Raw genomic sequence first — 24,537 nt, 5'->3', positions numbered from 1 at the left:
GGCGCTTATTCGTGCGTTGCGCTGCGAGAAGAGACTCTACAGGAGGGTGAGCCCCGGGTCGAACTCACCCACCGTACCGGGGACGTTACGGGGCCGCCGCGTCGATCGCCTTCACGATGCGCTTGTCCGAGACCGGGTACGCCGTGCCCAGCGCGTGCGCGAAGTAGCTCACCCGGAGCTCCTCGATCATCCAGCGGATGTCCAGGACCGACGAAGGGATCGGACGGCCCTGCGGCAGTTGCTCGAGCAGCCACGCGTACTCGTCCTGCATCTCGTGGACCTTCTCCATACGGCTGGTGTCCCGCTGGACGCCCGTCGGCATCTGCTGCAACCGGCGGTCGGCCGCCACCAGGTAGCGCATGAGGTCCGGAAGGCGCCGCAGCCCCGTCGCCGTGACGAACCCCGGCTTCACGAGCGCGTCCAGCTGCGTGCGTACGTCCGTCAGGTTCGCCAGCAGCGTGGGACTCCGTACGCCCTTCAGACGGCGCTCACAGGCCTGCCAGGCGGCGAGCACCTGCTGCACCTGGTTGACCGTGCGCACCGTCGTGTCGACGATCTCCGCACGCACCTTGTCGTACAGCTTCCGGTACGACTCCTCGTCCCAGGCCGGACCTCCGAAGTCACCGATCAGCTTGTCCGCCGCCGCCATCGCGCAGTCGTCGAACAGGGCCTGGACCGAGCCGTGCGGGTTGGCCGACAGCGCCAGCTTCTGCGCGTTCGTCAGCTTGTCCGACGCGAACTTCGCCGGGTTGACCGGGATGTTGCGGAGGATCAGCCGGCGCGTGCCCTTCCACATGGCTTGCGCCTGCTCGGCCTCCGTGTCGAAGAGACGGACGGAGACCGTGTTCGTCGTCGGTCCGTCGTCGACCAGGGCCGGGTACGCCTTCACCGGCTGGCCGGCGCGGCGGGTCTCGAAGACGCGGGTGAGGGAGCCGATCGTCCAGTCCGTCAGGCCCGTGCGCTCCAGCGACTCCCCGCCCGTGCGCTCCGCCGTCGCCGCGGCGGCCTGCGAGATCGCCTGGCGCGCCTTCGGCTTCAGCCGCAGCTTCAGCGCCTCGAGATCCTTGTCCTCGGCCAGCTTGCGGCGCCGCTCGTCGATGATCCGGAAGGTGATCTTCAGGTGGTCGGGGAGCCTGCTCCAGTCGAAGTCGTCGGCCGTGAGCGGCACGCCGACCATGCGCTTCAGCTCGCGCGCCAGCGTGAGCGTGAGCGGTTCCTGGAGGGGGGCCGCCCGGTCGAGGAAGGCCTTCGCGAAGTCCGGGGCCGGGACGTAGTTCCGGCGGATCGGCTTCGGAAGGGAGCGGATCAGCTCCGTCACGACCTCCCCCCGCAGCCCCGGGATCTGCCAGTCGAAGCCCTCGTCCGTGACCTGGTTGAGGACCTGGAGCGGGACGTGGACGGTGACGCCGTCGGCGTCCGCGCCCGGCTCGAACTGGTACGTGACCTTGAACTTGAGCCGTCCCTGGCGCCACGAGTCGGGATAGTCGTCCTTGCTGACGTCCCCGGCGCGCTCATTGATGAGCATCGAGCGTTCGAAGTCGAGAAGCTCGGGCTCCTCATGGCGCTTGTGCTTCCACCAGGAGTCGAAGTGCGCCCCGGACACCACGTGTTCGGGCACCCGCTGGTCGTAGAAGTCGAACAGCGTCTCGTCGTCGACCAGGATGTCCCGGCGGCGGGCGCGGTGCTCCAGCTCCTCGACCTCGGTGAGGAGCTTGCGGTTGTCGGCGAAGAACTTGTGGTGTGTACGCCAGTCGCCCTCGACGAGCGCGTTGCGAATGAACAGCTCGCGGGACGCCTCCGGGTCGATCCGCCCGTAGTTGACCTTGCGCTGGGCGATGATCGGCACGCCGTACAGCGTGACCTTCTCGTACGCCATCACCGCCGCCTGGTCCTTCTCCCAGTGCGGCTCGCTGTACGTGCGCTTGAGGAGATGGCCGGCCAGCGGCTCGACCCACTCGGGCTCGATCTTCGCGTTGACCCGCGCCCACAGGCGCGACGTCTCGACCAGCTCGGCGGACATCACGAAACGCGGGGGCTTCTTGAAGAGGGCCGAGCCGGGGAAGATCGCGAACTTGGCGTTACGGGCGCCCACGTACTCGTTCTTGCCGGTGCTTCTCCCGCTCTCCCCTCCGGTCTCCTTCACGTCCTTCATGCCGATGTGGGAGAGGAGTCCGGCGAGGAGGGAGATGTGGACGTGCTGCTCGGGCGCGTCGTCCTCGTTCAGATGGATGCCCATCTGCTTGGCGACGGTCCGCAGCTGCGAGTAGATGTCCTGCCACTCACGGATCCGCAGGAAGTTCAGGTACTCCTGCTTGCACATACGCCGGAAGGAGGACGAGCCGCGCTCCTTCTGCTGCTCGCGTACGTACCGCCAGAGGTTGAGGTACGCGAGGAAGTCGGACGTCTCGTCCTTGAAGCGGGCGTGCTGCTGGTCGGCCTGGGCCTGCTTGTCGGCGGGGCGCTCGCGCGGATCCTGGATGGAGAGCGCGGCGGCGATCACCATGACCTCGCGCACACAGCCGTTCTTGTCGGCCTCCAGGACCATGCGGGCAAGGCGCGGGTCCACCGGCAGCTGGGCGAGCTTGCGGCCGGTCTCCGTGAGCCGCTTGCGTACGTCCTTCTCCGTCGGGTCCAGCGCGCCCAGTTCCTGGAGGAGTTGGACGCCGTCGCGGATGTTGCGGTGGTCCGGCGGATCGATGAACGGGAACTTCTCGATGTCGCCGAGCCCGGCCGCGGTCATCTGGAGGATGACGGAGGCGAGGTTCGTACGGAGGATCTCGGCGTCCGTGAACTCCGGGCGGGCGAGGAAGTCGTCCTCGCTGTAGAGGCGGATGCAGATGCCGTCGGACGTACGGCCGCAGCGGCCCTTGCGCTGGTTGGCGCTGGCCTGGGAGATCGCTTCGATGGGCAGCCGCTGCACCTTCGTACGGTGGCTGTAGCGGGAGATGCGGGCGGTGCCCGGGTCGATGACGTACTTGATGCCCGGGACGGTGAGCGAGGTCTCGGCGACGTTGGTCGCCAGAACGATCCTGCGGCCGGTGTGCGGCTGGAAGACGCGGTGCTGCTCGGCATGCGAGAGGCGGGCGTACAGGGGCAGTACCTCGGTGAACCGGTAGTTCTTCTTCGTCAGCGCGTCGGCGGTGTCCCGGATCTCCCGCTCACCGGAGAGGAAGACGAGGATGTCGCCCTTGCCCTCCGCCGCCAGCTCCTCGACGGCCTCCGTGATCGCGGTGATCTGGTCGCGGTCGGCGTCGTCGCCGTCCTCTTCGAGCAGCGGGCGATAACGCACCTCCACGGGGTACGTACGTCCGCTGACCTCGACGATCGGCGCCTCGCCGAAGTGCCGGGAGAAGCGCTCCGGGTCGATGGTCGCGGAGGTGATGACGACCTTGAGGTCGGGCCGCTTGGGGAGGAGCTGGGCGAGGTAGCCGAGCAGGAAGTCGATGTTGAGGGACCGCTCGTGGGCCTCGTCGATGATGATCGTGTCGTACGCGCGCAGCTCGCGGTCCGTCTGGATCTCGGCGAGCAGGATGCCGTCCGTCATGAGCTTGATGAAGGTCGAGTCCTGGTTCACCTGGTCGGTGAAGCGGACCTTCCAGCCGACGGCCTCGCCGAGCGGGGTGTCCAGCTCATCGGCGACGCGCTCGGCGACCGTGCGGGCGGCGATCCGTCTCGGCTGGGTGTGCCCGATCATGCCGCGGACCCCACGTCCGAGCTCGAGACAGATCTTGGGGATCTGGGTCGTCTTCCCGGACCCGGTCTCGCCGGCGACGATCACGACCTGGTGGTCGCGAATGGCGTCGGCGATCGCGTCCTTCTTCTGGCTGACCGGGAGCTGCTCCGGGTACGTGATCCCGGGCAGGCGGCCGCGGCGCTCGGCCATCCGCTGCTCGCCCTTGGCGACCTCCGCCTCGATCTCGGCGAGTACGGCGGCGCGGGCCTCGGGCTTGCGGATCTTGCGCGCGCCTTCGAGCCTGCGCCCGAGCCGGTGCGCGTCGCGCAGGGACAGCTCGGCCAGACGGGGGGCGAGGACGCCGAGAACGGGGGCAGGATGCGTAGACATACGCGGTCCAGGATCTCACCTCGGCGAAATGACTGGCGAACGCTTTTGTGCGTGGCGGCGGAGGCGGGGCTGAGCTGCGGGTTTGTGCGCGGGCCGGGCGGCTGGGGTGGGGTCGGTGCGTGGGCGGGGGTCCGTTGCGGCTCCGCGCGTGACGTGGGCGCTCAGCTGCCGGCTGTCTGGGAGGGGAGCTGGGGCTGCTGGGGGCGGTCGCGCCGGGTGGCCTCGGTCTGGGCGAGGGACTTGGCGGTGTTCGAGACGGCCTTGATGCCCAGGTAGGCGGTCGTCATGCTGCTGACCGCGGTGAAGGAGGCGGTCAGTACGCCGACGATCACCGACTTGTCGCCGTCCAGTTGCCACACGCCGACGACGGTGACCACCACGATCGCCAGGTTGCTGAGGACGACGGCGAGCAGGCCGTACCGCGCGCGTGCCCGCTCCAGGTCGCTGTCCTCGCCGGACCGCGGCCCGCCCTGACCCTTCGACATGGTTCCCCCGCCCCGTTCCCCCGCCACTGCCTCGGCCAGCCAGAAGGTAGCGCCGGACCCGGGCGCTGCCAAGTCGAACGGATGAGGTGGTCGAACGGATGAGGCGTCGAACGAACGAGGTCGAGGTGTCGAACGGATGAGGGCACGACGAAGGCCCCGTCCTGCTGGACGGGGCCTTCGGGGTTGTGGCTGGGGCCGGGGTCGAACCGGCGACCTATCGCTTTTCAGGCGATCGCTCGTACCAACTGAGCTACCCAGCCACGAGGTCTCCGGAGAAACCTCAGCGGTCCTGACGGGATTTGAACCCGCGGCCTCCACCTTGACAGGGTGGCGAGCACTCCAAACTGCTCCACAGGACCAAGCTGTTGCGTACGACGCGTAAAACAGTGTCGCACACGGTGTTGCGTGCCCCCAACGGGATTCGAACCCGTGCTACCGCCTTGAAAGGGCGGCGTCCTAGGCCGCTAGACGATGAGGGCTATCGGCCCGCCTGGGCGCTTCTCAGCGCGTCGGGGACGTGAGAAGCATATGGGATGGGGGGAGGGATCGCCAAAACGGTTTACCGGGGGCCTGTGGAGGGCCACATTCGTGGCCACGGGCGGGGGCGTCGGCGCGGTCACCGGCGTGGTCACCGGCCACTCGGCGTGCGGGTGGGGGAGCCGGTCGCCCCGGGGGTGTTCTCCTTCGGCAGGTGGCGGCTGACCTCCGCCGTCGTCAGGCCCAGACCGCCGAGTTTGATCTCGTCCCAGGCCTGGAGGCGACGGGTGTCCCGGTCCAAGTACAGGATCGAGGCCTCGATGGGGTCCGGGTACTTGCCCTCGACCGCGCGCAGTCCGCTGCCGCCCGTCGACCCCTCGACCCGCAGGCGCGTGCCGTACTTCATGACCTCCATCGACGCGTGGTGCAGATGCCCCGCCAGGGCCAGCGGCACCTCGCCGTCCGTCCCGCGGGCCGCCGCCGGCTCGTGCGCGACGGCGATGTCGACCGGGGTGCCCGCCGTCCGCTGGTCGCTGACGGCCGCCGCCAGTCGCGCCCCCGCCAGCTCCTCCGCCGGGTCGCCCGCCGCCTTGATGGCGCGGTCGGGGGTGAACTGCGGGTCGCCGATGCCGGCGAAGCGCAGCCCGGCCACCGTGACCGCCCGGCCGTCGTCCAGGACGTGCACGTTCTTCATGCGCTCGAGATAGCGCTGGGTGGCGTGCGAGTCGTGGTTGCCGCGGACCCAGACGTACGGGGCTCCCAGGTCCGCGATCGGGTCCAGGAAGCCGTTCTCGGCCGCGGTGCCGTGGTCCATGGTGTCGCCGGAGTCGACGATGACGTTGACGTCGTACTGCTGCACCAGCGACGCGATGATCTTCCAGCTCGCCGGGTTGAGGTGGATGTCGGAGACGTGCAGGACGCGGATGGTGGTCGGGTCCGGCCGGTATGCGGGGAGCGTGGACGTGACGTCGTAGAGCTTCGTCACGTTGGTCACCAGGCGCGCCAACTCCTTCTGGTAGACGTCGAATTCGGTGACGATGCTGCGGGCGTCGCCGACCAGGGAGGGGGCCGAGGAGAGCAGTCCGGAGAACTTCGGTTCCAGGACCGACTTGGGGTTCCAGGTGGCGTAGGCGGTGGCTCCACAGGCGGCGAGGAGGCTGAGGGCCAGGCCGCCGGCCGCGAGGGCCCGGCGGGGGCGGCGGTAGACGGCGAGGCCGAGCGCCGTGGCGCCGGAGACGACCGCGGCGCAGGAGCGTACGGCCAGGTCGAGGGTGCCGTGTTCGACGTCCTGGGTGATCTCGTCCTGGAGGCCGGAGATCCGTTCGGGGTGGTCGACCAGGGCCTGGGCGCGCACCGGGTCGAGCTGGTCGACGTTCACGTCGAGGCGGACGGGGGCCTCGTGGCTGTGCAGCTCCAGGGCGCCGAGCGGGGACACGTTGATCTTCGTGCCGCCGGTGAGGGAGGGGCGCAGGGTCATCGTGGTGTTCATGGGGCCGACCGGGGCCCGTACGTTGCCGACGACCAGCAGGCCGAGCCAGGCGCCCAGGAGGACGACGGCGACGAGGCCGAGGGCCCGGGTCCAGGGGTGGGGCTGGGGGGTGAGCTCCGTGACCGGTCGCGGTTGCGCCCGGCGCGCGCGGTAGTAGCGGGCCAGGGCGCCGGGGGTCTTTCCCGTGCGGCGCAGGGCGCGGTGCAGCGTGCGGCGGAGCGCGGTGGTCGTGGCGGTGGTCGTGACAGTGCCCTCGGTGGTGGTCTCGGCGGTGCTCTTGGCGGCGGGGACGCGGGCCATTGGTCCCGTCTGCCCACGTACCGGGGCGGATATGCGGTGTCGCCACGGGTGCGCCGCCGTGGGTGCCGGTTCCGGCCGCCGTTGCGGGGTGTCGTACCTGACAATGGCCGTGTGCTGGAGATGACGCGCGAGGAGTTCGAGGAACTGGTTGCCGAGGCGCTGGACCGGATCCCGCCGGAGCTGACGCGGCTGATGGACAACGTGGCGGTGTTCGTCGAGGACGAGCCCGACCCGTCCGACCCCCAGCTGCTCGGGCTGTACGAGGGGACTCCGCTGACGGAGCGCGGGGAGTGGTACGCGGGGGTGCTGCCGGACCGGATCACGATCTACCGGGGGCCGACGCTGCGGATGTGCGAGACGCGGGAGGACGTGGTCGCGGAGACCGAGGTGACGGTGGTGCACGAGATCGCCCATCACTTCGGGATCGACGACGAGCGGCTGCATGCGCTGGGGTACGGGTGAGGTTCGGCTTCCCGCGTCCTGGGCGGGTGCGGGTGCGGCCCGGCTTCCTGCGTCGGGTGCGGGTACGGGTGTAGGCGCGGTCGGGTGCGTCCGCTTCCCGGGTGCGGGTGGCTTCGCCGGTGCCGTCGGGTCGTAGGGCGCGCGTGTCTTCTTGTGGGCGCTGGGAGTTGGGCAGGGGGACTTCTCGATCCCGCCGTCGGAGGTGGCTGCCCGTGCGCGCCTTGTACGTACCTGTTCGTCTGGTTGCCACGGTCATGGCCATCGTTGCGGCCGCCGGCTGCATGAGCGTGGGGGACGACGGGGCCAAGCCCGGGGCGTCGCACTCGGCGGGACGGCACGGTGGTGAGGCGCCGGACGGGAGGGCGGCGGGCAGCGGTGGACATGGCGGGTTTCCCGGGGGGCGGGGCGCGCACGGCGGGTCGCCCAAGCCGGGGAAGTCCGTGTCGGGTTCGGCTTCGCCGGACGCGTCGGCATCCGGGCGGGCGAAGCCGTCCGCCAAGGCCACGTCGAAGGACGGCAAGGGCGGCACGGGCGGGGCGGGGGGTCCGGCGGGCGGGGGCGAGCAGCCTGAGCCCTCGAAGGGGGAGCCGAGTCCTACGCATACGACGGAGGAGCCGACGCCGAGCGCGGAGCCGTCGTCTCCCGATCCGACCACGGCGGAGCCGTCGTCGTCGGCACATGAGCAGAGCACGTAGTCGGTGGAGCGGGAGCGGGAGCGGGAGCTGGTGCCGGAGGCGTTTGCGTGCGTGGCGTGTGTGACGTGCGTGACGACGGGGGCGGTGGGGGACAGCGGGTGACGGTGGGACGGTGTGGTGGGAAACACGGCCCCTTGCGTCGGTCGGCCCGTGTGGGGTGTCCTCGTTGCGGGTGGGCGTGCCGGTGTCCGTTCGCAAGGGCGTGGTGCCCTCCGCGTGTCGGTTCCTGGCCTCCGCGCAGGTTGCGCACCCGTCCCCACCTGCACTTTCGTGACCGGTTTGCCTCCGGAGGGGGAGGGTGCGTATGGTGGTAGATCGTTTGATCCCATTTGCCCGGCGCCAACGCAGAGAGCGCCGCGTGGCGCGTACTCTCCCTTGCCGTGGCCGGACCGCATAGAGGCGGTCGTTTGCGACTTCACGGAGTTTGGGCGCGTGCCGAAGAACTCCGGAAGGTTCGCATTTCGCATGTCTGTTTCCAGTACTGATCACATCGTCGTGCCCGAGAACAACGAGGGCGACACCAACGAGGGCGTCCAGGCCATCGAGACCGTCGAGATCGTTGAGACCGTGGAGTCCGCTCCCGAGCTCACCTTCGGCGACCTGGGCCTGCCCGAGGGCGTCGTCCGCAAGCTCGCGCAGAACGGTGTGACCGCCCCCTTCCCGATCCAGGCGGCGACCATCCCGGACGCCCTGGCCGGCAAGGACATCCTCGGCCGCGGCCGCACCGGCTCCGGCAAGACCCTCTCCTTCGGTCTGCCGACCCTGGCGCGACTCGCCGGCGGCCACACCGACAAGAAGAAGCCGCGCGCCGTCATCCTCACCCCGACCCGTGAGCTCGCGATGCAGGTCGCGGACGCGCTTCAGCCGTACGGCGACGTCCTCGGCCTGAAGATGAAGGTCGTCTGCGGCGGTACGTCGATGGGCAACCAGATCTACGCCCTGGAGCGCGGCGTCGACGTCCTCGTCGCCACCCCGGGCCGACTGCGCGACATCATCAACCGCGGTGCCTGCTCGCTCGCGAACGTCGAGGTCGCCGTCCTCGACGAGGCCGACCAGATGTCCGACCTGGGCTTCCTGCCCGAGGTCACCGAACTGTTCGACCAGATCCCGGCCGGCGGTCAGCGCATGCTGTTCTCGGCCACCATGGAGAACGAGATCTCCACGCTGGTCAAGCGCTACCTGACCAACCCGGTCACGCACGAGGTCGACAGCGCCCAGGGCAACGTCACGACGATGTCGCACCACATCCTCGTCGTGAAGCCCAAGGACAAGGCGCCGGTCACCGCCGCGATCGCCTCCCGCAAGGGCCGCACGATCATCTTCGTCCGTACGCAGCTCGGCGCCGACCGTATCGCCGAGCAGCTGCGCGACGCCGGTGTGAAGGCCGACGCGCTGCACGGCGGCATGACCCAGGGCGCGCGGACGCGGACGCTGGCCGACTTCAAGGACGGCTACGTCAACGCGCTCGTCGCGACCGATGTCGCCGCCCGCGGTATCCACGTCGACGGCATCGACCTGGTCCTGAACGTGGACCCGGCCGGCGACCACAAGGACTACCTGCACCGCTCCGGCCGTACCGCTCGCGCGGGCCGCTCCGGCACCGTCGTGTCGCTGTCCCTGCCGCACCAGCGCCGCCAGATCTTCCGGCTGATGGAGGACGCGGGCGTCGACGCCGCGCGTCACATCATCAACTCCGGTACGGCCTTCGAGCCCGAGGTCGCCGAGATCACCGGCGCCCGCTCGATGACCGAGGTCCAGGCCCAGTCCGCGGGCGACGCCGCCCAGCAGGCCGAGCGTGAGGTCACGCAGCTCACGAAGGAGCTGGAGCGCGCGCAGCGTCGTGCGGCCGAGCTGCGCGGTGAGGCCGACCGTCTGGTCGCCCGTGCCGCGCGCGAGCGGGGCGAGGACCCGGAGGCGGCCGTCGCCGCGGCCGCCGAGGCCGTCGCCGAGCAGGCCGTCGTGGCCCAGGCTCCGGCCGAGGCCCCGGTCTCCGAGCAGCCCGCCGAGCGTCCCGCGTACGAGCAGTCGCGTCAGCGTCGTGACGAGCGGGGCAACTACGAGCGCCGTGACGACCGCGGTGGCCGTTCCTTCGAGCGTCGTGACGACCGGGGCGGCTTCAACCGCGACCGTCGTGACAACGACCGTGGTGGGTTCCGTCGTGACGACCGTCGCGATGACCGTGGTGGCCGTTCTTTCGAGCGTCGTGACGACCGCGGTGGCTTCAACCGTGACGACCGTGGTGGCTTCAACCGCGACCGCCGTGACGACCGCGGTGGCCGTTCCTTCGAGCGTCGTGACGACCGCGGTGGTGCCGGCCGTGACGACCGGGGTGGCTTCAACCGCGACCGCCGTGACGACCGCGGCGGCGCCGGCCGTGACGACCGTGGCGGCCGTTCCTTCGAGCGTCGTGACAACGACCGTGGTGGGTTCCGTCGGGACAACGACCGCGGCGGCCGTACCTTCGAGCGTCGTGACGAGCGTGGCGGCCACCGTGGCAGCGACCGTCCCTTCAACCGTGACCGTCAGGACAACCGCCCCTCCAGCGGTGCCCGCTCCGGCAGCCACGACCGTCCGTACGCCCGTCGTGACGACCACCGTGGCACCACCGGCACGGGAACCAGCACCGGTTCCTTCGGCCGCCGCGACGACAAGCCGCGCTGGAAGCGCAACGGCTGACGCCGGCTGAAGCAGTGAAGCGACGTGGCCCCCACCCGGTTCGGGTGGGGGCCACGTCGGTTTTCGCCCACGGGGGCGTCGCGCGGGAAACGCGTCCAGGGGACCTCGCACGGGAAATACGGGGTCGTCGCGCGGGAAGATCGCCACGGGCCGACCGGGCGTAAGGACCCTTTTTGGCCAATCGGTTGGCGCATGTCATGCCCCCGACGAGGGAATCGCTGGGGGCATGACAGATGACGCCATGGCGAGTGGGCTGTCGGACGAAGAACGGCTTGCCCAGCTCGGCTACACGCAGGTTCTCGCCCGCCGCATGTCGGCGTTCTCCAACTACGCGGTCTCCTTCACGATCATCTCGGTCCTGTCGGGCTGTCTGACGCTGTATCTGTTCGGCATGAACACCGGCGGTCCCGCCGTGATCACCTGGGGGTGGGTCGCGGTCGGACTGATGACGCTGTTCGTCGGCCTGTCCATGGCCGAGATCTGTTCGGCCTATCCGACCTCCGCCGGCCTGTACTTCTGGGCGCACCGGCTCGCGCCGGCCAAGAACGCGGCGGCCTGGGCCTGGTTCACGGGCTGGTTCAACGTGCTCGGGCAGGTCGCGGTGACCGCCGGCATCGACTTCGGCGCCGCGTCGTTCCTCGGCGCCTACCTGAACCTCCAGTTCGACTTCGAGGTCACCCCGGGCCGGACGATCCTGCTGTTCGCCGGGATCCTGGTGCTGCACGGGCTGCTGAACACCTTCGGGGTCCGGATCGTCGCCCTCCTCAACAGTGTCAGCGTGTGGTGGCACGTCCTGGGCGTCGGAGTCATCGTGGGCGCACTCGCCTTCGTGCCCGACCACCACCAGTCGGCGTCCTTCGTGTTCACCGAGTTCGTCGACAACACCGGATGGGGCAGCGGGCCGTACGTCGTTCTCATCGGCCTGCTCATGGCGCAGTACACCTTCACCGGGTACGACGCCTCCGCGCACATGACGGAGGAGACCCGGGACGCGGCGACGGCGGGCCCGAAGGGCATCGTGCAGTCGATCTGGACGTCGTGGATCGCGGGGTTCGTGCTGCTGCTCGGCTTCACCTTCGCCATCCAGTCCTACGACAAGGAGCTGAACTCGCCGACGGGTGCCCCGCCCGCCCAGATCCTCCTCGACGCGCTCGGGGCGACGGCCGGGAAGCTGCTGCTGCTCGTGGTGATCGGCGCGCAGCTGTTCTGCGGGATGGCGTCCGTGACCGCCAACAGCCGTATGATCTACGCCTTTTCGCGTGACGGGGCGCTGCCCCTCTCGCACGTCTGGCACACGGTGAGCCCGCGGACCCGGACACCGGTCGCGGCGGTGTGGCTGGCCGCGCTCTCGGCCCTGGTGCTGGGTCTGCCGTATCTGATCAACTACACGGCCTACGCGGCCGTGACGTCGATCGCCGTCATCGGGCTCTATGTCGCGTACGTCATCCCGACGCTGCTGCGGCTGCGCAAGGGGGCGGCGTTCGAACGGGGGCCCTGGCACCTGGGCCGCTGGTCCCGGCTGATCGGGATCGTCTCGGTGATCTGGGTCGGGGTGATCACGGTCCTGTTCATGCTGCCGCAGGTCTCGCCGGTCACCTGGGAGACCTTCAACTACGCACCGGTGGCGGTGCTCGTCGTGCTGGGCTTCGCCGCGGCGTGGTGGGTGGCGTCGGCCCGGCACTGGTTCCTCAACCCCGAGCACGAACGGACCATCGCCCGGGAGACGGCGCGCGCGGGGGCGCCGGAACCGGTCGATCCGTAACGCTCCTCGCAACTCTCCCCGCCCGTTTTGGTCTTTGACCTCCGCCCGTTCCGGTCATCGGCGCGGCCGGGTCACCGATACCCGATCGGAGTCCCGGCCGCGGCGGGCTATGCTCGGGGATGCATCGGCGCGAGCCGCTGTGTGGACCCTTAGCTCAATTGGCAGAGCAGTGGACTTTTAATCCATTGGTTGTGGGTTCGAGTCCCACAGGGTCTACCGCGAAGCCCCCAGCTCAGAGGCAATCTGAGGTGGGGGCTTCAGGTTTTTCGGGGCTGGGTGACCGTTGGCCGGCCGCGAGGAGCGGTCGGCCTGATGGCCGGGCGGGGCATCCATGGGGTGCATGGGCTCCTGACGTACCGCAAGTTGCAAGGTCCATCTGGGTGATTAGAGTGGAAATCACCTGTATGTGACCTATGTGGCTAAGGGGAACGGTCATGAACGCCAGCCTTTGGAAGCGACCCGTCGTCCTGAGCTCGGCCCTCGTCCTCGCTTTTGCCCCGATCGGCCTCCAGCAGGCTTCGGCGGCCGCGCCGAGCGAGACCCACGCGAGTGCGTCCACAGCCCCTTCCAACCGAAACGACTACAGGGAGGGCTACCGGGACGGCTTCCGGGACGGCTGGGGCGACGCCAGGGACAACTGCCACCGGAACAGGAACAGTCACCAGAGCTTCAGCAACGATGACTACACCCGTGGCTACGGCGATGGCTTCAGCTCCGGTTATTCCAGGGCCGAACGGCGGTACTGCTGAGCCTGCCGAAGGATCAACGGGTGAGGCGCGGACGGGTGTTCCGCGGCTCGGCACGTGAGTGACGCCGGCTCAAGCGCTTACCGGCAGGCTGCCCGCAGCACGTGTGCTCAGCCTGCCGTCAGTTCCGTCATCTCCGTCAGGCCCGTCCGTTCGGTGAGCTTCGCCAGTCCGGCCCGCTCCGCGCGCTCGGTGAGCTCCGTCAGTTCCGTCAGCGGCAGTGTGTGCTGGGTGTGGACGACCTTGGCGCGCAGATAGCGGACGTTCTGGGCGGTGGTGAAGACGCCCGTCGGGACGCGGTCGGTGACCGTGAGGCCCAGGTCGCGCAGTTGGCCCGCCTTGTCGGGGTTGTTGGAGAGCAGGTCGAGGGCGTCGATGCCGAGGGCGCCGAGCATCTGCGCGGCCGCCGTGTAGTCGCGGCCGTCCTCGGGCAGGCCGAGGGCCGCGTTCGCCTCGTACGTGTCCAGGCCCTGGTCCTGGAGGGCGTACGCGTCGAGCTTGTTGTAGAGGCCGATGCCCCGGCCTTCCTGGCGGAGGTAGAGCAGGACACCGCCGCGGTCGGCTATCCGCTCCACCGCCTCGCGCAGCTGCGGGCCGCAGTCGCAGCGGGCCGAGCCGAAGACGTCTCCGGTCAGGCATTCGGAGTGCAGTCGCACCAATGGGTTCGGGCCGGGCTCGCCGAGTACGACGGCCACGTGTTCCTGGCCGTCGGCCAGGCCGTGGAAGGTCACCAGTTCGCCGGTGACCGTGTAGCCGTCGCCGAAACGCAGCGGGACGGTGACGCGGGTGCGCACGGTGGCGCTCGGAAGATCACGCATGTCGGTCGGCTTTCTCGGTCGGGCGGGTGGCTGGTGTACGGGGGCGCCGACGGGTTGTGCGTGAGGTGGGTGCGCGCCCCATCGTGCTTCAGATTTGAAGCACATCGTGGGACCGAGACTCTAGCTCGTGCTTAAAAGTTCAAGCAACCCGATTGGGAAGAACGCCCGATTGGGAAGAACGCCCGATTGGGAAGAACGCCCGATTGGGAAGAACGCCCGATTGGGAAGAACGCCCGATTGGGAAGAACGCCCGATTGGGAAGAACGCTCGATGGGGGAGAACGGGGGGAGCGGTTGCGCCGTCTATGAACGCCGCCGCCACGGCAGCTCGTCGCACGCCGGCCGCCGCTCGTCCCCCTGGATCGTCCGCGCGATGGCCGCACAGATCGTCTCCAGCTGTTCCACCTGCTCCGGAGTGAGGTGGTCGAAGACCGAGGCGGCGACCGTCTCGACGTGGCCCGGCGCCGTACGCTCCAGGACGGCCATTCCCGCGTCCGTCAGCGCCGCGATGCTGCCCCGCCGGTCCGAGGGGCAGCCCTCGCGGCATACGGAGCCGTCCTTCTCCAGACGGGTCACCGCGTACGTCAGCCGACTGCGGGTGATCTTCAGCTTCTCGGCGAGGTCGGTCATGCGCAGACGGCGGTCGGGTGCCTCGGAGAGGTTGGCCAGGATGGAGTAATAGAGGTGCGGCAGGCCGGCCTCCTGCTGGAGCTGCCGGTCGATCGCGTCCTCCAGGAGCGACGAGGCGGCGAGGTAGGCGCGCCAGGCGCGTTGTTCCTCGGGGGTGAGCCAGCGGGTCGTCATGCCGTCAGTGTAGTTATTGTTTAAAACTTGAACCGTATGGAGAGCACACACATGCCCCACCCCTACGTCCTGTTGTCCGCCGCTGTCTCCCTCGACGGATTCCTGGACGACACCGGCCCCGACCGGCTGCTGCTGTCCGGGCCGGCCGACTTCGACCGGGTCGACGAGGTGCGGGCGGCCAGCGACGCGATCCTGGTCGGTGCCGGCACCCTGCGCACCGACAACCCACGGCTGCTGGTGAACTCGGCGGAGCGGCGCGCGGCCCGGGTCGCCGAGGGGCTCCCGGAGTATCCGCTGAAGGTGACGGTCACCGCGTCCGGTGACCTGGACCCGGACGCGCAGTTCTGGCACACCGGCGGCGAGAAGGCCGTGTACACGACGGACAAGGGCGCGGAGCGGCTGCGCGAGCTGGGGATCGCCGCCGATGTGGTCGCCGTGGGTGCCGAACTGGAGTGGCGGGCGGTCCTCGACCACCTGGGGAGGGTGAAGGGCGTACGGCGGCTGATGGTCGAGGGCGGCGGCCGCGTCCACACGCAGCTGCTCCAGCAGGGGCTCGCGGACGAACTCCAGCTCGCCGTCGCGCCGCTGTTCGTCGGACAGGCGCAGGCGCCGCGGATGTTCGGGTCCGGCGGGTATCCGCCCGGCCGGATGCGGCTCGTGGAGACACGGCCGGTGGGGGACGTCGTCCTCATGCGGTACGTCCCCACGGCACCGGGCACCGGGAGGCTCGCCACCGCCGCCGACCGGCACTGGCTGGCGCTCGCCTGCGAACTGGCGGACCGGTGTCCGCCGTCCCGGACCGCGTTCAGCGTGGGGGCGGTGATCGTCGCGGCCGACGGTACGGAGCTGGCGCGCGGCCACTCCCGGGAGGGCGGCGACCCGGTGGTCCACGCGGAGGAGGCCGCGCTGGCGAAGCTCGACGCCGAGGATCCCCGGCTGGCCGGCGCCACGGTCTACAGCAGCCTGGAGCCGTGCGCCCGCCGGACCTCACGGCCGCGGCCCTGCGCCCGCCTGATCCTCGACGCGGGCGTACGCCGGGTCGTCACGGCGTGGCGCGAGCCGGACACGTTCGTGGCGGCGGCGGACGGGAGCGGGGTTCTTGTGGCGGAGGGGGCGGATGTGGTCGTCCTTCCGGAGTACGAGGCCAGGGCGACGGCACCCAATCGGCACCTGCTCGGCTGACCCCGCCCCCGGCCGGGATCGGCGGTCGCCCAAGGGAAACCAGTGGTGAAGGCCCGTGGGCGTGAACCCGTGTGCTTCCTGTCCCGCGGATGGCGTACACTGGTTTCAACGACGCGGGGTGGAGCAGCTCGGTAGCTCGCTGGGCTCATAACCCAGAGGTCGCAGGTTCAAATCCTGTCCCCGCTACTGAAGGCCGAGGGCCGGAATCCAATGGATTCCGGCCCTCAGTCGTGTACCCCGGCATCCGTACGACGCCGTTTGCCCCGGCATCCGTACGGCGTTCTCGCTCATTGTCACCAGGTGTGAGCGAAGGGTGTCGCTCCGCGGAGCGGCTGACGCACCGTCAAAACCTGTGGGGTTCCTGAGGTGCGATCAACTCGCCCGTTTTTCACCGGTCATGACCCGTAAGTCCAGGCCAAAAGTAGTTAACGATCAGTAAGAAGCGCTTGGAATACCACGCCCGTGTCTATTAACGTTCGATAACGCAGCGCGGTTGTCCCAGCCGTCACCAGAGATGGCTCCGTGCGCGTGTGCCGAATCCTGCAAGGGAACCGGGGAACCATCAACTTGGGGTGAATCACGCGGATGCCGCCGTGGCAACACGGCAGGTATACGCGCGTAGGAGACCTTCCTGCTCCGAACCCGTCAGCTAACCCGGTAGGCCAGAAGGAAGGAAAGGAGCGCGCCCACGTGGCGTCCAACCGGCCTGCCCAGCAAACCTCGTTCGCACCGAGTGAGAAGTCGTACGAGTCGGAGACCTTCGGTTTCCGGGGTGACGAGGGCCCCTGGGAGGAGTGGAATCCCACCGCGGAGTCCATTCGCCCCGTGCGCGGCCGGCACCGCGTCGCCAAGCAGCGCGGCGGCGGACTCGCGCGCAGCTCCACCGTTCTGGGCGTCGGCGTCATCGCCGCCGTCGGCGCGGGCGGCATGGCCACCGCGCAGACCGGCAAGCCGCCCGTCTCCATATCGATGCCCGACCTGTCGTCGGTCACCGAATCGGCCAAGGCCTTCGTAGGCGCCGAATCCAGCACCCCCAAGGGCTCGTCCACCCCGCTCACCAGCGCGGGCCTGACCACCGCCGACACGGTCGCGGGCAGCGCGGACGCCGGTGAGGCCCTGCGCGCCCGCATCATCCAGCAGGCCGAGTCGCAGCAGGACCAGGTCGACCAGGCGGCCGCACGCGCCGCCGAGACCGCCGCCGCCAAGAAGGCCGCCGACGCCGCCGCCAAGGCACAGGACGACGCCAAGGCCAAGGAAGCCGCCGCGAAGAAGAAGGCGGAGGACGAGATCGAGGCGGAGAAGGAGGCCGCGCGGCTGACCCAGCTCGCCAAGAGCTACTCGCTGCCGACCTCCTCGTACACGCTGACCTCGCGCTTCGGTGACTCCGGCTCCATGTGGTCCTCCGGCTACCACACCGGCCTCGACTTCGCCGCTCCCACCGGCACGCTCATCAAGGCGATCCACAGCGGCACCATCACGGAGGCGGGCTGGGCCGGCTCGTACGGCTACCGCACCATCCTCACCCTCGACGACGGCACCGAGCTGTGGTTCTGCCACCAGTCCTCGATCAGCGCCAGCGTGGGGCAGAAGGTGGCCACGGGCGACGTCATCGGGCGCGTGGGCGCGACCGGCAACGTGACCGGGCCGCATCTGCACCTGGAGGTGCACCCCGGCGGCAACGCCACCGGGATCGACCCGACGGCCTGGCTCCAGAGCAAGGGGCTCAACCCGTAGGGCACCACCATCGGGAGTCCGGGAGTCCGGGAGTCCGGGTGACCGGGAGACGGGCGCTCGGCCGGATGCCTCAGCGGGCCCTTCGGCGGCCGGGCGTTTCGGCCGGATGGCCGGAATACGTGGCTCCATCACGGTCGTTGATATCGAGCATGACTTCTCTTCGCAAGCTCGGCCCGTCCGACCTCGAGGTCTTCCCGCTCTCCCTCGGGGGCAACGTCTTCGGCTGGACCGCCGACGAGGCGCAGTCCTTCGCCGTGCTGGACGCGTACACGGCCGGGGGCGGCAACTTCGTGGACACCGCCGACGCCTACTCGGCGTGGGTGCCCGGCAACGAGGGCGGTGAGTCGGAGACGATCATCGGCAGGTGGTTCGCCGCGCGCGGCAACCGCTCCGAGGTCGTCCTCGCCACGAAGGTCGGCGCGCACCCGCGGTTCAAGGGGCTGGCCGCGGCCAACATCAAGGCGGCGGCGGAGGCTTCTTTGCGCCGCCTGGACACGGACTACATCGACCTCTACTACACGCACTACGACGACCCGTCGGTGCCGGTGGAGGAGATCATCACCGCGCTCGACGGGCTGGTGCGCGAGGGCAAGGTCCGCGCGATCGCGGCCTCCAACATCTCCCCCGAGCGGCTCCAGGAGTCCCTGGAGTTCTCCGACCGCGAGGGCCTGGCGCGGTACGTCGCCCTCCAGCCGCACTACAACCTGGTCTCGCGCGACACGTACGAGGGCCAGCTCCAGGACGTCGCCTCCCGCAACGGCCTCGCGGCCGTCCCGTACTACGCCCTCGCCTCCGGCTTCCTGACGGGCAAGTACCGCCCGGGCACGAAGGTCGACTCCGCCCGCGCGGAGGGCGCGGGCAAGCACCTCGGGACGGAGCGGGGCGTGCGCGTCCTGGCGGCCCTGGACGAGATCGCCGGGGCGCGTGGCGCGGAGGCCGCCACGGTGGCCCTGGCCTGGCTGGCGGCCCAGCCGACGGTGGCGGCCCCGATCGCCTCGGCCCGCACGGTGGACCAGCTGCCCGCCCTGCTCGCGGTGGGCGAGCTGACCCTGACGGACGCGGAGCTGTCGAAGCTGACGCAGGCTTCCGCCTGAGACACGGCCCACCGGCGCGCCTCGGCGGTGCCGTACCCGCTACACCCGATACGGGTTGTACGCGGGATACGGCGCCGCCGCTCCGTACGGCGGCTGCCCGTACCCCGGATGCCCGTAGCGGGACTGCTGCCCATACCGCGCCGTGTACCCGTAGACCGGCCAGGGCGGCTGCACCGCCACCGGCGTCATCGCCCGCCCCGCATACGCCAGCGCGGGCCGCGCCACCCCCCGCCGGCTCCACAGCTCGTGGAGCAACTCCCGCTCCCGTACGGCGAAATTCGCCTCCGCGCGACCGCGGTGCGCCCGGTGCCGCAGAAACGCCAGCGACGTCGCGTACGCCTCGTACTCCGCCACGGACCTGGCCGCGGCCTTCCCGAAGTGGTGCCCGGCGTGCTCCCTGGCGAGCCGCCGTGCCCGCATGGAGCTGAGGAGGAACGGCTCCGGCAGGGACAGCCAGCCGGCGGCCGCGTACGCCGGCAGCTCCTCGCGCACCGTCCGCAGCTCCCGCTGCCGCGTCCAGATGACCAGCCAGGTCAGCAACGCGAACGCGGGCACCATGAAGGACGCGTACACCGCGAAGAAACCGTATTCCCCGAACGAGGACGAGCCGTTCCAGACGGAGTGCATGCCCATCGCGAGCAGCAGTCCCGCGAGCGGGACCAGCACCCGGCGCAGATGCTGGCGCTCCGCCGACAGCGCGGCGATGCCGAAACCGATGCCGGTGAGCACGGTGAACAGGGGATGCGCGAAGGGGGACATCACGACGCGTACGAAGAACGTCGCCGCGGTCACCGAGGCGAGGCCGCGCTCGCCGCTCAGCTGGTCCGTGCCGAAGGCGGTGCCGAGGTAGAGGATGTTCTCGGTGAACGCGAAGCCGGTGGCCGTGACCCCGGCTATCACCACCCCGTCGACGATCCCGGTGAAGTCCCGCCTGCGGAACAGGAAGACCAGCAGTACGGCCGCCGCCTTCGCGGACTCCTCGACGACGGGCGCTATGACGGTCGCGCCGAGGGTGTCGGCGCTGGTCGGGTCGGCGGTCGCGGTCGCTATCCATCTCGTCGCGAAGCTGTTGGCGACGATCGCTATGAGCGCGGCGGCGCAGGCACCCCAGGCGAAGGCGAAGAGGAGGTTGCGCCAGGGGCCGGGCTCCACCCGGTCCAGCCAGCGGAACGCGGCTATGAGCAGCGGGACCGGCAGGACCGCGAGGCCCAGGCCCACCAGGAAGCCCTCGGTGCCCGTCTGCTGTCGTACGAGCGCCAGGATGACGAGGCCGGAGAGCGCGAGGAGGGTGACCAGGGCCCCGTACCGCACCCATCTCCGTTGCCACCAGTGGGTGTGCCGTCGCAGCACACCTCCGGCGGGGCCGGTGGGGTGCGTCGGATAGGGGGGACAGGTGGCCACGGCATCGACCCTAACGAGGGATGGGCGCTGCCCGCGACGGTGCCTGGCGCCGACTGCGGTTGGTTCAGTCGGCCTCGGTCGCCGACGGGGGCAGGTCTCGGTGCTGATCCCTGGGCTGTACGCGCCGGAACAGCAGATCGTTCACGACATGACCCTTGTCCAGTCCCTGGCCCTCGAAACGGGTCAGCGGGCGGAAGCCTGGACGTGGCGCGTAACCGCCGGTGGGCTGCGTGTTCTCGAAGTCGGGGTGCGCGGTGAGGACGTCGAGCATCTGCTCGGCGTACGGCTCCCAGTCGGTCGCGCAGTGCACGAGCGCGCCGGGCCTCAGACGGGTCGCGGCGAGGGTGAGGAACTCCGGCTGGATCAGGCGGCGCTTGTGATGCCGCTTCTTGGGCCAGGGGTCGGGGAAGTAGACGCGCAGGCCGTCGAGCGAGTCGGGCGGGAGCATCTCGCGGAGCAGGATGATCGCGTCCCCGTTGGCCACGCGGATGTTGGTCAGGCCGTGCTGGTCGGCGAGGTTGAGCAGATTGCCCTGGCCGGGGGTGTGCACGTCGACGGCGAGGATTCCGGTGTCCGGGTCCTCGGCGGCCATCCGCGCGGTGGCCTCGCCCATGCCGAAGCCGATCTCCAGCACGACGGGGTGGGTGTTCCCGAACAGCTCGGTGAGGTCGAGGGCGTGTCCGTCGATGTCCAGGCCCCACTTGGGCCACAGCCGTTGCAGGGCGTCGGCCTGCCCGGCCGTCACCCGGCTCCGCCGGGGCTGGAAACTCCGGATCCGGCGCTCGAAGTGCGATCCGGCGGGATCGGCCTTCGGCCCGTCGGGGAAACGGGGCTCGCCTTTGGCACGGGTGTGACGGAGCGAGCCGTCGTGGGCGTGCGCGAGCTGCTCACCGGGGCCGGGCCGGGGCTCTTCGGGGGTGTGGAGAGAGTCAGACACAGTGAGGTCGATTTTACGGGCTGTCCCAGCCGGGGACGGCTGCCACCGGGGACGGCTGCCGCCGGGGGGCGAGGCCCGTCCCGGAGCGGGCGGTATCCGGGAGGCGGTATCCCGGGCGGGATTCGGGAGGTGGCATCAGGGATGCGCGGTATCAAGGTTCAGGATGCGCGGCATCAGGGGTGCTCGGTTCGGGATGCGCGGGGCAGGGGCCCTTTTGGCGATGCCGGTGCCGGTGCCGGACCTGGGGGATTTTCGGGGGCTGGTCGGAGGGGCACCTCGACGCTGGCTCGGGGCGACCTTCAAGCGGTGACCGGCGGCGGCCACCCTGACGCCCGCGCCGACCCCGACCCCGACGCCGACCCCGATCCCGACGCCGACCCCCGAGCAGGGCGCGGCTTTCAGGTGTCGGCCAGCGCCGCCAGCGCTCGCCGCGCCACCTCCCGCCCGATCGGCAGCGACGCCGTCGCCGCGGGCGAAGGCGCGTTCAGTACGTGCACCGCCCGTGCCCCCTCCCGGATCAGGAAGTCGTCCACCAGCGTCCCGTCCCGCAGCACCGCCTGGGCCCGTACGCCCGCCGCCGCCGGTCGCAGGTCGTCCTCCGTCACCGCCGGCAGCAGTCGCCGTACCGCCTGGGTGAAGGCTCCCTTCGACACCGACCGCCGCAGCTCCCCGGCGCCGTACCGCCAGTGCTGCCGCGCTATCCGCCACGAGCCCGGCCACGCCAGCGTCGCGCCCAGCTCCCGTGGCCGCACTGTCCCCCAGCCGTATCCCTCGCGGGCCAGCGCCGGTACCGCGTTGGGGCCGATGTGCACGCTGCGGTCGATGCCGCGGGTGAGGTGCACCCCGAGGAACGGGAACGCCGGATCCGGCACCGGATAGACCAGCCCGTGCACCAGCTCGGGGCGTGCCAGCGTGTAGTACTCGCCCCGGAAGGGCACGATCCGCATCCCGGGGTCGTCCCCGGTGAGCCGGGCCACCTCGTCGCAGTGCAGTCCCGCGCAGTTGACCAGCACGCGCGCGCGGACGACCGCTCCGTCACCCGTGCGGACGGCGACCCCGAGCGAGGGGCGCCGGTCGATGCGCAGGACGTTCGCCCCGTAGCGGATCTCGGCGCCGGACGACTCCGCGAGCTGCCGGGCCACCGCGACGAAGTCGCAGATCCCGGTGGTGCCCACATGTATGGCCGCGAGGCCGCGGACCTCCGGCTCGTACTCCGCGATCTGGGCCGGGCCCAGCTCTCGCACCGGAATCCCGTTCTCCCGGCCGCGCTGCACGAGTGCGTGCAGGCGGGGCAGCTCGGCCCGCTCCGTCGCGACGATCAGCTTGCCGGTGACCGCGTGGTCGATGCCGTACTCCGTGCAGAACTTCACCATCTCGGCGGCGCCCCGCACCGCGTACCGCGCCTTCAGGGAGCCCGGCCGGTAGTAGATCCCGCTGTGGACGACCCCGCTGTTGCGCCCCGTCTGGTGCCGGGCCGGGCCCTGCTCCTTCTCCAGCACCGTCACCCGCGTGCCCGGCGCGGCACGCGTGATCGCATACGCCGTCGACAGGCCGACGATCCCGCCACCGATCACCAGCACATCGCAGTCGTAAGCGATCTTCTGCACCACCTGCTCCACCTCCCGGCTTCGATAGTGCACTGCGCCACTGACAATGCCCTCAAACCCTGGTGGAGGCGCCCGGAGGGCCGAGCAGGTCACGCGGTCACGTCGGGCACCCGGGAACGGTGCGAGCCGGGGTCCGGCGCGGACGTGCGGCCCGCGCCGGCCCGGGCTCTCAGGCCGGAGCCATCAGCAGCGGCCGTGCGCGCTCCCGCAGCTCCACCACGCGCGGTTCGTCGCCGTACGGCTCCAGCCGGTGCAGCAGGTCCTTCACGTACTCGGTGGTGCGGGCCGAGGAGATGCGCCCGGCGACCTCCACCGCCCGTACGCCCTGCTCGCATGCCGCGTCCAGGTTGCCCGACTCCAGCTCGGCGACCGCGGACACGACCAGGCGCAGGCCGTGGGAGCGTACGAACTCCTCCGTCGGCTTCGACAGGGCCTGCTCGGTGAAGCGGCGGACCTGGCGCGGCGCCTTGAGATCGCGGTAGCACTCCGCCGCGTCGGCCGCGAAACGGTCGTACGAGTAGAAGCCGAGCCAGGAGGGATCGTTGTCCCCGTCGCGGGCCCGCTCCAACCAGCCCTCGGCCGCCTTCAGGGCGCCACCGGCCGCCTGGGCGTCACCCGCGCGCGCGTGGGCGCGTGCCTCGACGAGACGGAAGAAGCTCATGGTGCGGGAGGTGGCCAGGCCGCGGTTGCGCTCCAGGGCGGCCTGGGCGAGGTCGACGCCCTCGTCGCCGAAGCCGCGGTAGGTCGCCTGGAGCGACATCGACGCGAGGACGTACCCCCCGAGGGGCACGTCCGCCGCCGCGCGGGCGAGACGTAAGGCCTGGATGTAGTACCGCTGAGCGGCCTCCTGCTGGCCCGTGTCGAAGGCCATCCAGCCCGCGAGGCGGGTCAGCTCGGCGCTCGCTCCGAAGAGGGCCCTGCCGACTTCGTCCGAGTACGCGCCGAGCAGCAGCGGTGCCGCCTCCACCCGCAGGCATTCCGGCACCATGGACGAACGCCAGTCGCCGCCTCCGTACTTGGAGTCCCAGCGCCTGGCGTCCTCCGCCGCCTCACGGAGCTTCTGCACATCGCTGTGGCCGACTTTCAGCGGTGCTCCGGCCTCCTCACCAGGGTTCGCCTCGCGCGCCACCGAACTGTCGGCCGGGGTTATCAGCCACCGTGAAGCGGGAGTTGCGTATGCGCTCACCGCGAACGATCCGGCGAGCGACTGCCAGATGCCGCCGGCGCCGGCCCGGCGTCCGGCGAGGTCGAGCCGGTACAGCTCCGTCGCCGAGCGCACCGCCTGGCCGACGTCCCGGGGGAAGGCGAGACCCACTTCCGGTGCGGGATCCGCGTCCGCCAGTCCGATCTCGTGGAGCGGCACCGGGCGGCCGAGCTTCTGGCCGATGGCCGCGGCGATGAGGTGCGGGGCGGCGCCCTGGGGCACCATTCCCTTCGACACCCAGCGCGCCACGGACGTCTTGTCGTAGCGAAGAGTCAACCCGCGTTGAGCGCCAAGATCGTTGACGCGACGAGCGAGTCCTGCGTTGCTGATTCCCGCGAGGGCGAGAACGGCGCCGAGTTTTTCGTTCGGCCCGCGTTGCTCCCTGGACATGCGCCACCCCTCGACACAGACGGCTGCCGCGCTGGCATAACCATGCGGCATTCGTAAACCCAGCGTAGTTCGCCCGATCCCAAGCGTTAAGGGCTGTACTTCCGGATGGCGGGATTGTGGTCCGCACGACAGTACGGAGTGTTGCGGCGTGCTCCCGCTGTGTGGCTGTGCGCCTGTCCGTGCGCTCTTCTCCGGCCATCGCGGGAGCGGTT

The 24,537-nt window shown here is 70.4% G+C and carries 16 protein-coding genes, 5 tRNA genes and 1 riboswitch; of the genes, 9 read left to right on the top strand and 12 right to left on the bottom strand.

Annotated elements, in window-relative coordinates:
• Positions 1–85: 85 nt before the first annotated feature.
• From hrpA to GTY58_RS21545, 6 genes are all read right to left on the bottom strand, one after another.
• Positions 86–4,063: an ATP-dependent RNA helicase HrpA gene (gene hrpA / locus GTY58_RS21570; RefSeq protein WP_010985557.1), complete on the bottom strand. Its 3,978-nt coding sequence runs from the start codon at positions 4,061–4,063 to the stop codon at positions 86–88.
• Between the two features lie 161 nt (positions 4,064–4,224).
• Entirely contained in the window at positions 4,225–4,548 is a 324-nt protein-coding gene (locus GTY58_RS21565) for a hypothetical protein (protein ID WP_010985556.1), read from the bottom strand.
• A 186-nt stretch (positions 4,549–4,734) separates the two neighbouring features.
• A tRNA-Phe gene (locus tag GTY58_RS21560) sits at positions 4,735–4,808 on the bottom strand.
• Positions 4,809–4,832: 24 nt separating this feature from the next.
• Positions 4,833–4,907, bottom strand: a tRNA-Asp gene (locus tag GTY58_RS21555).
• 47 nt (positions 4,908–4,954) lie between these two features.
• Positions 4,955–5,027: transfer RNA gene (locus GTY58_RS21550), tRNA-Glu, on the bottom strand.
• A 149-nt stretch (positions 5,028–5,176) separates the two neighbouring features.
• Positions 5,177–6,814, bottom strand: a complete 1,638-nt coding sequence (locus GTY58_RS21545; RefSeq protein ID WP_010985555.1) for a metallophosphoesterase — start codon at positions 6,812–6,814, stop codon at positions 5,177–5,179.
• Positions 6,815–6,925: 111 nt separating this feature from the next.
• Between GTY58_RS21545 and GTY58_RS21540 the strand changes: the two genes are divergently transcribed.
• The 5 genes from GTY58_RS21540 to GTY58_RS21520 all read left to right on the top strand — a co-directional run bounded on the left by GTY58_RS21540 (position 6,926) and on the right by GTY58_RS21520 (position 13,158).
• Entirely contained in the window at positions 6,926–7,276 is a 351-nt protein-coding gene (locus tag GTY58_RS21540) for a metallopeptidase family protein (RefSeq protein WP_010985554.1), read from the top strand.
• A gap of 1,160 nt (positions 7,277–8,436) precedes the next feature.
• Positions 8,437–10,647 carry a DEAD/DEAH box helicase gene (locus GTY58_RS21535; protein WP_037647613.1) on the top strand — a complete coding sequence of 737 codons (2,211 nt, stop codon included), beginning with the start codon at positions 8,437–8,439 and terminating at the stop codon, positions 10,645–10,647.
• A 226-nt stretch (positions 10,648–10,873) separates the two neighbouring features.
• Positions 10,874–12,409 carry an amino acid permease gene (locus GTY58_RS21530; RefSeq protein ID WP_010985551.1) on the top strand — a complete coding sequence of 512 codons (1,536 nt, stop codon included), beginning with the start codon at positions 10,874–10,876 and terminating at the stop codon, positions 12,407–12,409.
• 143 nt (positions 12,410–12,552) lie between these two features.
• Positions 12,553–12,625 (top strand) — tRNA-Lys (locus GTY58_RS21525).
• 218 nt (positions 12,626–12,843) lie between these two features.
• Positions 12,844–13,158 carry a hypothetical protein gene (locus tag GTY58_RS21520; RefSeq protein WP_037647610.1) on the top strand — a complete coding sequence of 105 codons (315 nt, stop codon included), beginning with the start codon at positions 12,844–12,846 and terminating at the stop codon, positions 13,156–13,158.
• Between the two features lie 107 nt (positions 13,159–13,265).
• On the opposite strand, the gene ribA is transcribed toward GTY58_RS21520, so the two are convergent.
• The gene (gene ribA, locus GTY58_RS21515) at positions 13,266–13,973 is read right to left on the bottom strand and encodes a GTP cyclohydrolase II (RefSeq protein ID WP_010985550.1); all 708 of its coding nucleotides are present in this window, start codon (positions 13,971–13,973) and stop codon (positions 13,266–13,268) included.
• Positions 13,974–14,275: 302 nt separating this feature from the next.
• Complete coding sequence (locus GTY58_RS21510) at positions 14,276–14,776, bottom strand: MarR family transcriptional regulator (RefSeq protein ID WP_010985549.1); 501 nt, start codon at positions 14,774–14,776, stop codon at positions 14,276–14,278.
• A 51-nt stretch (positions 14,777–14,827) separates the two neighbouring features.
• Here GTY58_RS21510 and GTY58_RS21505 point away from each other — a divergent pair, with 51 nt between their 5' ends.
• From GTY58_RS21505 to GTY58_RS21490, 4 genes are all read left to right on the top strand, one after another.
• The gene (locus tag GTY58_RS21505; protein WP_010985548.1) at positions 14,828–15,958 is read left to right on the top strand and encodes a dihydrofolate reductase family protein; all 1,131 of its coding nucleotides are present in this window, start codon (positions 14,828–14,830) and stop codon (positions 15,956–15,958) included.
• 112 nt (positions 15,959–16,070) lie between these two features.
• A tRNA-Met gene (locus GTY58_RS21500) sits at positions 16,071–16,144 on the top strand.
• 335 nt (positions 16,145–16,479) lie between these two features.
• A riboswitch (cyclic di-AMP (ydaO/yuaA leader) is annotated at positions 16,480–16,637 on the top strand.
• Between the two features lie 11 nt (positions 16,638–16,648).
• Positions 16,649–17,692 carry a M23 family metallopeptidase gene (locus GTY58_RS21495; RefSeq protein WP_010985547.1) on the top strand — a complete coding sequence of 348 codons (1,044 nt, stop codon included), beginning with the start codon at positions 16,649–16,651 and terminating at the stop codon, positions 17,690–17,692.
• Positions 17,693–17,841: 149 nt separating this feature from the next.
• Positions 17,842–18,786: an aldo/keto reductase gene (locus GTY58_RS21490; RefSeq protein ID WP_010985546.1), complete on the top strand. Its 945-nt coding sequence runs from the start codon at positions 17,842–17,844 to the stop codon at positions 18,784–18,786.
• A 39-nt stretch (positions 18,787–18,825) separates the two neighbouring features.
• Here GTY58_RS21490 and GTY58_RS21485 read toward each other — a convergent pair whose 3' ends face one another.
• The 4 genes from GTY58_RS21485 to GTY58_RS21470 all read right to left on the bottom strand — a co-directional run bounded on the left by GTY58_RS21485 (position 18,826) and on the right by GTY58_RS21470 (position 24,325).
• The gene (locus tag GTY58_RS21485; protein WP_010985545.1) at positions 18,826–20,187 is read right to left on the bottom strand and encodes a PrsW family intramembrane metalloprotease; all 1,362 of its coding nucleotides are present in this window, start codon (positions 20,185–20,187) and stop codon (positions 18,826–18,828) included.
• 64 nt (positions 20,188–20,251) lie between these two features.
• Positions 20,252–21,124, bottom strand: coding sequence for a tRNA (guanosine(46)-N7)-methyltransferase TrmB (gene trmB, locus GTY58_RS21480; RefSeq protein WP_010985544.1), 873 nt, complete (start codon positions 21,122–21,124; stop codon positions 20,252–20,254).
• A 398-nt stretch (positions 21,125–21,522) separates the two neighbouring features.
• Positions 21,523–22,731, bottom strand: a complete 1,209-nt coding sequence (gene lhgO, locus GTY58_RS21475; protein WP_242432197.1) for an L-2-hydroxyglutarate oxidase — start codon at positions 22,729–22,731, stop codon at positions 21,523–21,525.
• Between the two features lie 169 nt (positions 22,732–22,900).
• On the bottom strand, positions 22,901–24,325 hold the full coding sequence (locus GTY58_RS21470) for a hypothetical protein (protein WP_010985542.1): 1,425 nt from the start codon (positions 24,323–24,325) through the stop codon (positions 22,901–22,903).
• Positions 24,326–24,537: the final 212 nt, after the last annotated feature.

It is taken from the genome of Streptomyces sp. SID5469, assembly GCF_009862865.1.
Taxonomy (GTDB): domain Bacteria; phylum Actinomycetota; class Actinomycetes; order Streptomycetales; family Streptomycetaceae; genus Streptomyces; species Streptomyces avermitilis.
Note: the sequence above shows the minus strand (reverse complement) of the source record. Positions and strands in the feature narration are given on the sequence as shown.

Coding starts and splice junctions, on each gene's coding strand:
- hrpA (WP_010985557.1), bottom strand. CDS start 4,063: ATGTCTACGCATCCTGCCCCCGTTCTCGGCGTCCTCGCCCCCCGTCTG.
- GTY58_RS21565 (WP_010985556.1), bottom strand. CDS start 4,548: ATGTCGAAGGGTCAGGGCGGGCCGCGGTCCGGCGAGGACAGCGACCTG.
- GTY58_RS21545 (WP_010985555.1), bottom strand. CDS start 6,814: ATGGCCCGCGTCCCCGCCGCCAAGAGCACCGCCGAGACCACCACCGAG.
- GTY58_RS21535 (WP_037647613.1), top strand. CDS start 8,437: ATGTCTGTTTCCAGTACTGATCACATCGTCGTGCCCGAGAACAACGAG.
- GTY58_RS21530 (WP_010985551.1), top strand. CDS start 10,874: ATGACAGATGACGCCATGGCGAGTGGGCTGTCGGACGAAGAACGGCTT.
- GTY58_RS21520 (WP_037647610.1), top strand. CDS start 12,844: ATGAACGCCAGCCTTTGGAAGCGACCCGTCGTCCTGAGCTCGGCCCTC.
- ribA (WP_010985550.1), bottom strand. CDS start 13,973: ATGCGTGATCTTCCGAGCGCCACCGTGCGCACCCGCGTCACCGTCCCG.
- GTY58_RS21510 (WP_010985549.1), bottom strand. CDS start 14,776: ATGACGACCCGCTGGCTCACCCCCGAGGAACAACGCGCCTGGCGCGCC.
- GTY58_RS21505 (WP_010985548.1), top strand. CDS start 14,828: ATGCCCCACCCCTACGTCCTGTTGTCCGCCGCTGTCTCCCTCGACGGA.
- GTY58_RS21490 (WP_010985546.1), top strand. CDS start 17,842: ATGACTTCTCTTCGCAAGCTCGGCCCGTCCGACCTCGAGGTCTTCCCG.
- GTY58_RS21470 (WP_010985542.1), bottom strand. CDS start 24,325: ATGTCCAGGGAGCAACGCGGGCCGAACGAAAAACTCGGCGCCGTTCTC.